The organism is Roseimaritima multifibrata (assembly GCF_007741495.1).
GTDB classification, from domain to species: Bacteria; Planctomycetota; Planctomycetia; order Pirellulales; family Pirellulaceae; genus Roseimaritima; species Roseimaritima multifibrata.
The window spans coordinates 3,918,368-3,930,391 of the sequence record NZ_CP036262.1 but is presented as its reverse complement, the minus strand read 5'-3'; the positions used below and the strand labels follow the sequence as shown (position 1 = coordinate 3,930,391).

The 12,024-nt window shown below is 53.4% G+C and carries 9 protein-coding genes; 2 read left to right on the top strand and 7 right to left on the bottom strand.

Going from position 1 to position 12,024, the window contains the following annotated elements; all coding sequences use genetic code 11:
• Nucleotides 1-71 precede the first annotated feature (71 nt).
• Nucleotides 72-1,448 carry a hypothetical protein gene (locus FF011L_RS14245; protein ID WP_145352291.1) on the top strand — a complete coding sequence of 459 codons (1,377 nt, stop codon included), beginning with the start codon at nt 72-74 and terminating at the stop codon, nt 1,446-1,448.
• 69 nt (nt 1,449-1,517) lie between these two features.
• Here FF011L_RS14245 and FF011L_RS14240 read toward each other — a convergent pair whose 3' ends face one another.
• The 5 genes from FF011L_RS14240 to FF011L_RS14220 all read right to left on the bottom strand — a co-directional run bounded on the left by FF011L_RS14240 (nt 1,518) and on the right by FF011L_RS14220 (nt 8,965).
• On the bottom strand, nt 1,518-2,588 hold the full coding sequence (locus FF011L_RS14240; RefSeq protein WP_145352289.1) for a 3-deoxy-7-phosphoheptulonate synthase: 1,071 nt from the start codon (nt 2,586-2,588) through the stop codon (nt 1,518-1,520).
• A gap of 334 nt (nt 2,589-2,922) precedes the next feature.
• On the bottom strand, nt 2,923-4,077 hold the full coding sequence (gene dinB, locus FF011L_RS14235; RefSeq protein WP_145352287.1) for a DNA polymerase IV: 1,155 nt from the start codon (nt 4,075-4,077) through the stop codon (nt 2,923-2,925).
• A 102-nt stretch (nt 4,078-4,179) separates the two neighbouring features.
• Nucleotides 4,180-5,403, bottom strand: a complete 1,224-nt coding sequence (locus tag FF011L_RS14230; RefSeq protein WP_246109414.1) for a putative glycoside hydrolase — start codon at nt 5,401-5,403, stop codon at nt 4,180-4,182.
• A 99-nt stretch (nt 5,404-5,502) separates the two neighbouring features.
• Nucleotides 5,503-7,647 carry an FAD-dependent oxidoreductase gene (locus FF011L_RS14225; protein WP_145352286.1) on the bottom strand — a complete coding sequence of 715 codons (2,145 nt, stop codon included), beginning with the start codon at nt 7,645-7,647 and terminating at the stop codon, nt 5,503-5,505.
• Between the two features lie 745 nt (nt 7,648-8,392).
• Complete coding sequence (locus tag FF011L_RS14220) at nt 8,393-8,965, bottom strand: OsmC family protein (protein WP_145352284.1); 573 nt, start codon at nt 8,963-8,965, stop codon at nt 8,393-8,395.
• A gap of 316 nt (nt 8,966-9,281) precedes the next feature.
• On the opposite strand from FF011L_RS14220, the gene FF011L_RS14215 reads away from it, so the two are divergent.
• Nucleotides 9,282-9,719, top strand: coding sequence for a MarR family winged helix-turn-helix transcriptional regulator (locus FF011L_RS14215; protein WP_145352282.1), 438 nt, complete (start codon nt 9,282-9,284; stop codon nt 9,717-9,719).
• Between the two features lie 440 nt (nt 9,720-10,159).
• Here FF011L_RS14215 and FF011L_RS14210 read toward each other — a convergent pair whose 3' ends face one another.
• Both FF011L_RS14210 and FF011L_RS14205 read right to left on the bottom strand, forming a co-directional pair.
• Nucleotides 10,160-10,570 (bottom strand): response regulator, encoded by a 411-nt coding sequence (locus tag FF011L_RS14210; protein ID WP_145352281.1) that lies wholly within the window; start codon nt 10,568-10,570, stop codon nt 10,160-10,162.
• Entirely contained in the window at nt 10,567-11,961 is a 1,395-nt protein-coding gene (locus FF011L_RS14205) for a sensor histidine kinase (protein WP_145352279.1), read from the bottom strand. Before FF011L_RS14205 ends, FF011L_RS14210 begins: the two co-directional genes overlap by 4 nt.
• Between the last annotated feature and the right edge of the window lie 63 nt (nt 11,962-12,024).

The following is a 12,024-nucleotide window of genomic DNA, read 5'->3' as shown; positions in this document are numbered from 1 at the left end:
TGCCGCGGCGAGTAGACTAGTGCTTGTTTCAACACTAGCTGCCACACCATGATCGATACGAGAGAACGACGATGAAGAGAGTCCTTTCAGCACTTTACGCGGTCCTTCTGATCACCGCTGGGATGCCGCCTTCGGGCGCCGAGGAATTGTCTCCGTCGGCATCCCTGCTCGGCAATGGTGGATTTGAAAAGGGGCTGGAAGGTTGGGTGTTTCGTCCCGGCGATGCCTCTCAAGTCGCTCTGGTGGACGGTGGTAGCGACCGTGGGCAAATCTTGGAACTCAACCCCGACGGCCGTCTGTTGGGCGTCGAAACCTCGCATGTGATTCTTGGCGAACAGATTGATCCCGCCAAGGCGTACAAGGTCCAGGCCGATCTGAAGTCCGAGGGACTGCAACGCGGGATCTTTGCGTTTTCCATGTATTGCTTTGACGCGGAAGGAAAAACGCTGAAGCAGATTTCTTTTTATCCGCTGAATACCAAGTCGTCCGCTCATGACTGGCGACAGGTGCGAGGGTCCTTCGGGCCTGGAACCTCCAACCTCCTGCCAGAGGGGACGCACAGCATTCGTATCCGGTTTTCTTTTTACGAGGACAATGCGAATTGCCAGGGACAAGTATCTGTCGACAATGTCGTCCTAAAGAGTTTTGACCCGCCTCGGCGAGAAGGTTGGCCGAAAGAAATCACCGCAGATGTTGGAGACCTACAAGTCCGTTTTGAAAGTCGTTCATTCTGGACGCTCTACCGCATTGACTATAAACAGACGCGTCTTGGGCTGGATCGTTGGGGAAGCCATTACGGATCGGTCATCAAATTCCCGGGCGTCGGGTTTATCGGTAGCGGACATACCGAAAACGAAGACGAGCAGATCCTGGAATTATCGCTGTGGGTCGATGGCAATCCGGTTCAGGATCCCCCTCCGGCGCTGAAAGCCGAAAAAGTAAGACTGTTGAAAAAGTCACGTATTCGTGATTTTCTGTTGACCACCGAAATTGAAATTCAGGACAACCAAATCGTCGAAGATGTTCGGTTGATCGCCGAAAAAGAAACTCCGGTCGATTTGATTTACCACTTCATGCATCCCTGGACGGTCACCGCAACCGACTTTCTGGCCGAACTGCCAGACGGTTCACGCGTGGAAGGGGCATTTGAGGGCAACCGAGGCCAGCGGATCGACCAAGCCGTTCGTTGGTCGGCGATCTACGATGCCTCGACGGACAAAGGGGTTGTGACGTACGTGGTCGACGTGCCGGAAGGGGACGATTGGCGAACCCGCTACTGGGACCTTCCTGATCGTTACCGCAAACACTACTTCACGACGTTCTTGAATCGCTCGGTACCGGCGGACAAGGAATTCCACTATCGCGTGCGGAACATTCCTTTTCAGGCAGACGCCAAGCTGTGGCACAAAGTTGCGACACAGCTTGCCGAACAGATCAAAGACAATTGATCGTTTTGAGGTAGGGGCGATGCGTTTGCCGCGGCCCGAAGCGTTGCGGCAGCCCTAAGTGTTGCAGCCCTAAGCGTTGCGGCGAGCCAGAACCGCGTCGTTTAGGTCTTGCAACAGTGCGATGGTTTCATCCCATCCGATGCAGGCGTCCGTGATGCTTTTTCCGCGAACGAGGTTTCCTTCGCTTAAGCTCTGATTCCCTTCGACCAAATTGCTTTCAACCATCACGCCCATGATTCGCTGATCGCCATCGCTAACCTGAGCACAGATGTCGCGACAGACGTAACGCTGGCGTGTGAATTTCTTGCGGCTGTTCGCATGGCTGGTATCGACCATGATCCGAGGCTTCAGATTTGCCTTGGTAAGCAGTTCCGAAGCGGTGTCGATGCTGGCGGCGTCGTAGTTCGTGTGGGCTCCGCCGCCTCGTAAGATCAAGTGACAATCCTTATTGCCCGTGGTCGCAAAGATTGCCGAGGTTCCGTCTTTGGTCACCGACAAAAAGTGATGCGGGCGTTGAGCCGAGCAGATCGCATCGACGGCGATTTGGACATTGCCACCCGTTCCGTTTTTGAACCCAACAGGACAGGAGAGTCCCGATGCGAGTTCACGGTGTCCTTGACTTTCGGTCGTACGTGCACCGATGGCACCCCAGCCAACCAGGTCGGCGACGTATTGTGGACTAATCAAATCCAAAAATTCGGTTCCGGTCGGTAACCCCATCGCGTTGATATCACGGAGCAGTCCGCGGGCGATCCGCAGGCCACGATTGATTTCAAAGCTGTTGTCCAGTCCCGGATCGTTGATCAAGCCCTTCCAGCCGACCGTGGTACGTGGCTTTTCGAAGTAGACTCGCATCACAATCAGCAATTGATCTTGATGCTTTTGTTGTTCGTTAAGCAACAGCTGGGCATATTCAATCGCTGCTTCGGGATCATGGATCGAGCAGGGACCGATGACGACCACCAGCCTGTCATCTTCTTCATTCAGCACGCGTTGGATGCCGCTCCGTGCTTCCGAAACCGTTGCGGCGACGGTTGAATCGGCGGGGATTTCCGACATCAAATCTTTCGGCGGCATCAGCGACTTGATCGCGCGAATTCGAAGATCATCGGTCGTGGGCGTTGGGGTTTTCTCAATCATCGTGATATCTGGTTGGAATCGGTGTCAATTTGTATCTATTGACTATCGTTCGAGGGACGCAAAAAAACAACCGGGGATCTATATGCGGGCTCCCCGGCCACGGAGGGTTTCGTCATCTTTCGTGTAAGTGATGACGATTACACCAACGCGGATATGCCTGTTCGCTCGTCGCCTGCAGACGTTTTTCGTGCGAGCTTGCGGAGTTGTGCAGAGAGGAATCTATGGCGTTTGCTTGGCAGCGATAACTCTGACGCGCCCATTGTATCCCGCAGAAGGAGGGCACGGAGACGTCTCGGACGTGAAAAGTCCAGTTGGTTCAAATCGTTACAACCGCTTACGAATGATGGGTGGTGCCACGTCGAATGGCGCCTTTTCCAAACCGCTCCAGGATCAAATCGGTCGTCTGGTCGACTTGCGTGTCTCGAGTGCTGGTGTCGTCGAACAGCCCCAGTTGCCGCGCAGGTGAATCTCCCAGCGAACTGACCCCTATTCCGACTAAACGAACCGGTTGGGTGATCGGAATCCGTTTCAGCAGCGTGTCGCGAGCCGTATCCCACAGGACCTGCGTCGAATTCGAGGCGGTGGCAAGCGTCACCGAACGCGCGGTTGTTTGGAAATCGCTAAACCGAACTTTTAACGTCACCGTACTGCAGTAGCGGTCATGCCTTCGCAGGCGGCGAGCAACCTGTTCGGTTAAACGCAGCAGAATGGCTCGTAACACCTCTTCGTCCGTGAGATCGGCTGGAAACGTTGTTTCATGAGAAATTGATTTTGCTTCACGATCGGGGACGACCGCTCGATCATCACGTCCCCAGGCCAACGCGTGCAGGTGCTCCGCTGACGCGTTGCCAATCGCTTGTTTCAGTCGCTCAAGATCGGTTTGCCGAAGATCCGCGACACGGAAGATACCAAGTTCTCCCAGTCGAGCTTCAGCTCGCCTTCCAACGCCCCAGATTTTGTCGACCGGCAACGGATCGAGAAACGAATGCAGATCTTCTGGGGTGACGACGGTGAAGCCTCGTGGCTTGACATATGCACTAGCAACTTTTGCGATAAATTTGTTTGGTGCCACGCCGACCGATGCGTCCAGATGAAGTTCATCCGCAATGGTCCGCTGGATCTGAGCACCAATTTCTGCGGAAGATCCGAACAACGCCTGGGTGCCCGTCACATCGAGAAAGGCCTCATCCAATGAAAGCGGTTCCACAAGGGGCGTAAAACGATGGAATATTTCGCGGATCTGCTTAGAAACCGCAGCGTATAACTCCATTTGCGTCGGAACCACCACCAGGTCCGGACAGCGAGCAAGTGCCGTTTTCATGGGCATCGCACTGTAGACGCCAAACCGCCGCGCCTCATAGCTTGCCGCAGCGACGACGCCTCGTCCGGCGGCCGCACCGCCGACGACAAGCGCCTTGCCCCTAAGCGACGGGTTCTCTCGCTGTTCAACGGAGGCGTAAAATGCGTCCATGTCGATGTGCAGGATCATGGCGGAATTCTACAGCAGCGAGCGAGCGCTTTGAATGACCGGCGGCGGAAGGAAGACGTTGATCGTTATCGCAGTGGCCGATTTGCGGCTAAGCAAACCAAGTTACCGCCAAGAAATTTTGCCTTCCCCTTTTTCGGTATCGACCCAAACCGAAGCGTGTTCGAATTCACGAGTGAACTCCCAGCCCTCTGCGGTCGTGCGCTGGAAAGCTCCCTTGGGGGCGCCTAGCGGTCTGCGCAGTTCTGGATAATCGTGCAAGGATCCGGACGCCAGAGTCCATCCCCAGCCATATTGGAAATAGGAGTAGGGCTGAGCACCGATTAGGTAACAGGCAAGGTGGTACTCTATTCGTTCCTTGGCGAGAGCTGCTAACGGATCGGTCCGGCTGCGTTTTCGAGTGGTTTGTTCGCCTTGTGGACTGCGGACGCGCTCGACCTCGACTCCGATCCGGAAGATCGACATCTTGCCTGCTTTGGCAATCTGCAGCATATCGTTCCAATCCCGCAGTAAAGCTTCTTTGCTGAGCAATTGGGCGTTGTAATGTTCGAACATGGACGCGTCCATGACCGGAAAAACATCCTTGGCGATTCTCTGGTGAGCGTTATTGGCGAGCAATATCTTGTCCGGGCCCATCTTCTTCTTGAGAGCCCCCATCATGTCACCCATGGCCTTTTGGACCTCTTGGCTGCGGTCTTTGCGCAACCACGCAAAACCATGCATCTGATCGATGAAGACGCCATCGCAGCCGGATTCGCGGACTCCTTGGGCGACGGTGTTCACCCACCAGTCACGTAGCTCGGGATTGAGAACATCAAAGTAGAAAACGTTTCGACGATGTGCCAATTCGCCGGTTTTGGGATCGACGATAAGAAATTTCTTGTATGCCGGATGATCGTCGATAGTGTCCGGTTTAAACATTTGGTTGTAAGAGGTGAACGGCCAAGCATAAGCCGAATTGAAGTAGAACAGTACCTTCATCTCTGGCTTGATCTTTTTGAACGCACCCGCTTCGTGTTTGGCGCCCCGTTCAGCGAACCCTAGTTCGCGGGAGGCATGCGATTTTTCGATGCATATGAAATCGGTCCGCTCTGCAATGAATTTGACTTCCTCAGGCGTCAGGGTCCGCCGGGTATCGCCAAACATGTAATACATGGGCGTCGTATCCCAACGGAACTCAGGATAATAGTCCTTGGGAATGAATGAGCTACCGTCGCTAACGGTCAACGTCGGTCGTGCGTCATCCTTTTGAGCGGAAAGAATGGCAGGCCAGCACCCAATTAAGACGGCTGTAAAGACCAAGGCACCGATTGAGTCGCGAGTGTTCAAAACAATTTCCTGATCATTTAGCCGTGGAACCACTGGCAGCTACCCAAATATGCAATCGAAATGCGGTTCTCCGCCAGCGTTGACTTATTGATTCACGTGCTACTGCTTGGGCAATAGTTGCACGCCATCAACGATCACGAAGCCATCCGTGTTCCGATTGGATACCGTCACCGTTACGGAATCGTCGATGCGAAAGTTTCCCAGTGACGATCCGTTGTCGGTTGCTTGACGCTGGTTGACGGTCTTTTCACTTACGACATCTCCGACGGCGACCGCCACCGGCGTGTTGCTGGATCGATTGCCCAAGGGGGCGTACAGCAAACGGACTTGATAGGTCCCAGGGGCTGGGGCTTTGACGGTAAAGGTCACCGTTTTATCTCCTTTGCCTTCGTTGTTATCGTGCAGGTAGGAGAGGCCACAGACGGGAACGAGCGCCCCAGACGTCCACGCACCGGTCGTTTTCGCGACATCTACATCCGTCACCAACCCGGGGAGCGGTTTGGCAGGCTTGCCAACCGTTCGCAGGTTCCAGACCAGCCGTTGTCCATCCTGTTCCAATTTCTGCTTTAGCTTGGAATAATCGACATCCTGCACGGCGGAGCTTTCGGAGATCGCCATGGCTGCGGCAGTCCCGGCACTTTGCCCCAGGATCATATAGACCGGCTCCATGCGGATCGATCCAAACGCGACGTGGGAAGAGGAAAGGCAGACTGGGACCAGCAGGTTTTCGCATTCGCCTTTTTGGGGAACGATGGAGCGGTAGGAAACGGGATAGGGTTTGGGAAACCCGTGGCCAAATCCACCCTCATTGCGAACGGTGATGACACCCTTTTCTTCTACAACCACACGCTGACAGAAGTGAGAATCCATCGGGTACGAAGCTAAGCCGACGGAATCCGGAACAACTCGTCGCGATTCACAGTCCGCCTGAGTGACAACATAATCCGATACCATTCGGCGACCCTCTCGCACGTACAACTGATGAGGCCAGAATCCTGTTGCGACGAACTCCTTGGAGTCCAGTCCCCAGGCATTTACTCTTTCCCGCAGGGCTGTGGGGACCTGAGGATCGTTTGCCAGGAAGTACATCAGCCCCTGCTGGTAATTCACGTGGTCCTGGAAAATGCGTTCACGCAGCGGATAGAGTTCGTGCAGTGGGACCGGTAGGCCTTGGCGTGGTGGAGGAAGCTCGCGGATCGAGTCGGGCTTGTAGGTCCCATCGGGCCAGTGGTTACTGCCGCCGACATAGTCGGACGAAAAACTACCAGCGTTGTTGCTGTCGCCCTGCCGCATCTGAACCGGTCCGTCGGTCAACGCGGCTGTTGTGTAGTTCAGTCTCCAATCGATGCGTTCATCGAAATTTAGGAAACGGGCTAATAATGCGTAACGCCCTGCGTCATAGCCGCTTGGTTTGGGAAACGGAACACGATCTTGATCGCGTGAAAGCTGAAGGCGAAAATTGTAGGCTTGGACCTTGAAGTCACCCTCCCCTGCCCTTCCAGCTGGTTCCGTTGCGATTTCCGGCAGTAGACCGGATGATGGATCATCCGCGATGACATAGGGACTGATCGGTAGTCGGCAAAATTGATAGACGTCTTTCCACGATACGTTTTGCCACTGTCCCCCCAACGATTCGTCATACGCGGCAGCCGGTTCTCTCCCGACGCGATAAGAAACATTGGCCGCCGCCATCAAGTCCCCTTCGTAGGTACTATCAACAAATACGGCAGCGTTCACGGTTTCGTTGGTTTCGAAGGTTGCAGAAACCAGTCGGCGGTCCTGCATCTCCACCGAACGTAGCGCCCGTCCCAAGTAAACCTTTACGCCAGCTTCCTCTAGCATCTCCCGATAGAGGGCCTCGGCCTTCCCGGGGGAATAGTCGAGAGCTTTGCCAATTCGATTGTAGAATTCAAGGGCGATTCCACCGATCGAATCTTTCCTACCCAAATCGGTCGCAGTCAAACCGCCGGAGGTCATCCCCCCAACATGCTGGTTGAACGAGATCAGGATCGCAGACTTTCCTTCGCGAGCCGCTTGGATCGCAGCGGTTACACCAGCTGGAGTCCCACCATAAACGGCGACATCACAGTCCATGCGAATCGCTTGGGCAGGTTCCGCCGGTACGTAGTAGTGGGGTTCGCTTGCGGCGGTTTCGTCGTTGTCACACAGCGCCAGCGAAAAGAAAAATACAATAAAAGCCATCCGCCAGACGGCTCGCTTGAGAACTTGTGTTCGATAGGTCATTCAATGTTTCCAGCAGTCATTGGTGTTTTGTCGAATGGAACCGTCCCATTCCCTGTTTGCCTGCCGACATCTTAACCCTTCCGCAAGCCATTGGTATCAATGCACGCAAAGCGATCGAAAATAGTCTGGTTCGAGTTCTCTCGAATCCAGTATCGATGAGGATCAAGCAGGGGGGGGGCGTCTTTCCCGCCGCGAAAGAACGTTTCGTTTCAAGCTGCTTTTGCGCGGAACATGAAAAGAATTAGCAAAGAAAATCTGGCTCCCCTCGCCCTCAAAACAAGCTCGCTTAAAACAGGTTTGATATTGAATCACCTGTTCGCTATCGAGTTCAATTGAATGCGGCTCAAAGGCTTGTTTTGGGGGAGAGGGGCTGGGGGAGAGGGGGCCGACAGAGGTAGGCAAGGGATGACATAATCGCGTGAAATGCAGGGCGTTATCTGGACCTGCACTGCAAAATCGCCTCGCGAAAATTCCCCCTCTCCTCCAAGCAAGCTCCGCCAAATCAAACGAAAAGGCCGAGACCACGGAATGAGCTAGCTAAGATTTTTTCCGCAACAAAAAGCTTCCTTAGGGGCGAGGGGAGCAAGACTTTCGCCAGTTATAAATTTCACATCACGAGCGAAAGGCTGCAAAGTTTCTGCATCTTCGAAAAAAACGACAGCGACCAAGGATTGAGATCCCGTAAATGTAGATCCAAACACACCCGTCTTGTCAGGTTGCAACGCTATTGGCTGCACACTCAGACCTATGATGCACTGAGTTTCTGTCCGTTGATCTTGGTTTCGATCGTTGATGGTACCGGTTTCATTATCGATTGGTGGACGAAGCAGCTGTTCTTGCCGACTTCGATCATCTGCCGAAGCACTTCTTCTGGTTCGTCCGATTCAATGTCTAGGTGTGTCACGACCTCGATACCACGGCCCTCTAGCGTTCCTTGGAGGACCGAACCTTCCATTGCGAATCGCGTTTCCTGGGCTAGCTTCATGCTGGTGATATTCAACTTTTTCACCGTGGCGTAACGTGACAGCTGAGTCAACAGGCAGAACGCGATGCTGGCACTATAGTACGCGAGTGGCGGCGGAGCGGAATCGTCTCCGCCCAGGTAGGGCCCTTCATCACAGATGATCTCAAATGTGCTCCCTTTCGGTTGGTCGACCCGAACGGTCGCCCGCTTACGCATGTTCTCCAGCGATTCCGCCTCCACACGCAGTACCACTTCCCGCTTCTGGACCGCTTGCAGGCTTACCCCATGCTCTGCTGGGTCCGAGGATTCTTCCAATTTGCGAACGATGGGCGGGGTAGACGGGTTCGATGTCATCGGTGGATTCCAATTTCTAAGAAAAGGGGCCGCTAAATCTCGATCTTGCTATTAGTACGTGCAAGTAGCACTATTGCAAGTGGGGAAACGGATGCTCGCTTTGTCGCGCCGATGACGCGTTGAGTGGTTACACTGGAAATCCTGCATGGTCTCTGCAGACTTCTACTGCGAAACGAGGCCTGTGGGACAAGATTGCTAAGGATTCGCTTTATCGCCAATGGCAAGCAAGAGGTTGTCTTGTTGGAATTTGCGAGTCGGAAACTTGGGTAGCGGGAAAGAAAAACTTGACGTTCGCTTTTTTTGCAAAACGTGACAGATGACCATTGAAGAATCGATTCCGATGCGGTTGCGACGCGCTTACTTGATGATGCATCGGGTGGCTCAAGCCCATTTCGCTTCGTTTGACGTAACGGCTGATCAGTTTGTATTGCTGTCGCTGTTATCTGAGAAAGATGGAATCACGCAGTCGGAACTTGCGGACCGTATGGCGTCCGACGGCAACACGGTGACGGCGATGCTCAAGTTATTGGAACAGCGTGAGTACATTCGTCGCGTGCGTTGCAAGATCGACGGTCGTGCGCGGCGGGTCCATTTAACCGCTGCAGGCAGACGGCTCTCAAAGACGCTTAGCCGCAGTTCCGAAGAGTTGAGGTTGTCGATTGAAAACGCGATCACACCTGCCGAACGATTGAAGTTTTTTGCGTCTCTCGATTCGATTGTGGACGTTGTCACTCCCGACGAGAACCCTGAATGAGATGCGAATGAATTTTCGCTTCCTGCCACTGTGGTGGCAGCCAACCGATGGCTGGTAATGCTCAAACACGGGATTCACTTCCGCAAACCACTCCCCTGCCCTTGTTCGCAAAGAACCATCATGTGAACGGTTCCAATCATGTTATTGGTATGTGCGCTCGTAAATGGTTACTCGCAAGCCGTGCAGTCTTAGGACTCTCCCCTAGACGGGCTCAGGAAAGTAACCGTTCCTTTGCCTGAATTCCTCGGCCACTCGAATCAAGAGTGGATGATCCTCCCAAAAGCGGTATTGGTTGAACGCGGTATTGGTTGAACGCGGTATTGGTTGAACGCGGTGTTAGGTGGACGTACTGGTGGGATGGGCGTGCTCGTGGAATGGACGTGTTGATGCGATTTTTTTGTTATCGCGGGCCTGTAAGCACTTACGAGCAAGCAGACCGCTTATTCCTGTTCCTTCGCTTCAACGTCCGCCTTCGCCGCTTGGACGAGTGAAACGAGCTTTTCAATCATCTCTTTGCAAAGTGGTTTCAAGAAGTAGTCCTTGACGGCTGGATGTTTCATCGCCGCCTCACGGTCACTCCTCTGATCGGAACTGGTCAGCATGACGATCACGGGGAGGTCGCGATGTTCAAATTTGCTGAATTCCGTAAGGAATTCAAGACCATTCATTCGCGGCATGTTGATGTCTAAAAGGATCAGATCCGGACACCGTTCCGTATCACTTAGCAGCTCCAATGCTTCGACGCCATCGCTGGCGGTCAACAGGTTTAACGAAAGCCCGCTCCGTTTGAACACGCGTGAGCAGAGGTATTGATCGAGTTCGTCATCGTCGATCAACAATATCGTATTCAATTTGCGATGGTCCCTTCTTGCACCGGAAACGAAAGCGTAAAACGCGAACCTTTCTCACAGGGACTGTAAATCACTTCCCCCTCGAGTGCAGACGCATTTTGCTTGACCAAATAAAGGCCCAGGCCACTGCCAAAGGATACCTTAGGGTGAAAGCGTTGGAACATTGAAAATATTCTTGGTTGATATTCCGCCGCTATTCCCAGACCATTGTCCGTGACGGAAACAATGCACGTTTCATTCTCTACGGTGGCTTCGATTTTAATGCTGGGACGGTCCTTGTTGGAGTCCTGATACTTGATTGCGTTGGAAAGTAGGTTTTCGATCGAATGATTGACAAACGTCCGCTTCGTGTGAATGAGATCCCCATGTAGTCGATCGATTTGGATCGCGACGTTGGCATACCCTGACATGTGAGAGACTGCTGCCAAGGATTCTTCGATCACTTGCGACAACCGAAACGTCTCTGCGTTGACCTCCGCCATGCGCAGTTTGGTTAACTGGACGATGTCTTCGGATGTTTTGGAAACGCGATTGAGTGCACGCCCAATATGATTCAATGACTCTTTGGCTTCTTCGACATCATTTTCGTTTAACGCATCCTTAGTGATCGCGACAATGCCGATCGATGAAAGAATGGGGGCTCTTAAATCATGCGAGATGCGGTAGGCAAATTCCAACAACTCACGGTTCGCGGATTGCAACTCGGAGACGTTTTTAATGACAGACTGGACCATGGGGCGAAAAATGAATTTCACTTCAGCTGCCAAAGCGCATAGCCCAATTAGTAAAAAGGAAAATTCAAGCCACCAAAATCGTTGGAGTTTCAGTTCGGCTTCCGATTCGTACTGTTCAACGATGCGATCGAGTTTTTCGAGCAATCCAGGTGAAATTGCCCGCTGACGGATGGTGTTTGCGAGTGATTTCGCTTCCGGGGTCGTATGATTTAATTCCGTGATGGTGGCCAAACGGCTGGCATCGGCGATGTGAGCGCGAACGAGGGATTCGACGCCATCGTCACCAAAATAAAGCTTTTGCAGCGAAGAACTCATGGGGCGGCCGGGACTTGCCTGCCCATTGACGGCGCCAGTCAACCAATCCTGGCTTTCCTGCATCAGGTCAACCGCATCTAGCAGGTCATCTCGAATTTCTCCGGTGTTTTGGTCCGGGCCAGCATTCACCAGACTGGACGCCAGCAACGGTATTCGCTGCGACAGCATTCGTTGCCTGCCACTGATGTTGATCAGGCTTGCGTCCCCCTGGTTTTTCCCAAGCTGCCAAGCGAGCGTGAGAAACGCGAGCAACAACATGCTGGCAACGATTGCCAAGGCCACGCCATAGTATGCAGTCAAGCTGCGATGAGTGACGGTCGCATCCTCATTCGGCAACGACATTTGGATTCCCTGTTTAGCGGAGCGGTTGCCTGAATGCGATGTTTCGGTCTATTCACTCGACGC

What these genes read in the sequence shown, in the direction of transcription:
- FF011L_RS14220 (WP_145352284.1), bottom strand. Translation starts at nt 8,965, where the DNA reads ATGACATCGAACCCGTCTACCCCGCCCATCGTTCGCAAATTGGAAGAA.
- FF011L_RS14245 (WP_145352291.1), top strand. Translation starts at nt 72, where the DNA reads ATGAAGAGAGTCCTTTCAGCACTTTACGCGGTCCTTCTGATCACCGCT.
- FF011L_RS14205 (WP_145352279.1), bottom strand. Translation starts at nt 11,961, where the DNA reads ATGTCGTTGCCGAATGAGGATGCGACCGTCACTCATCGCAGCTTGACT.
- dinB (WP_145352287.1), bottom strand. Translation starts at nt 4,077, where the DNA reads ATGATCCTGCACATCGACATGGACGCATTTTACGCCTCCGTTGAACAG.
- FF011L_RS14215 (WP_145352282.1), top strand. Translation starts at nt 9,282, where the DNA reads ATGACCATTGAAGAATCGATTCCGATGCGGTTGCGACGCGCTTACTTG.
- FF011L_RS14225 (WP_145352286.1), bottom strand. Translation starts at nt 7,647, where the DNA reads ATGACCTATCGAACACAAGTTCTCAAGCGAGCCGTCTGGCGGATGGCT.
- FF011L_RS14240 (WP_145352289.1), bottom strand. Translation starts at nt 2,588, where the DNA reads ATGATTGAGAAAACCCCAACGCCCACGACCGATGATCTTCGAATTCGC.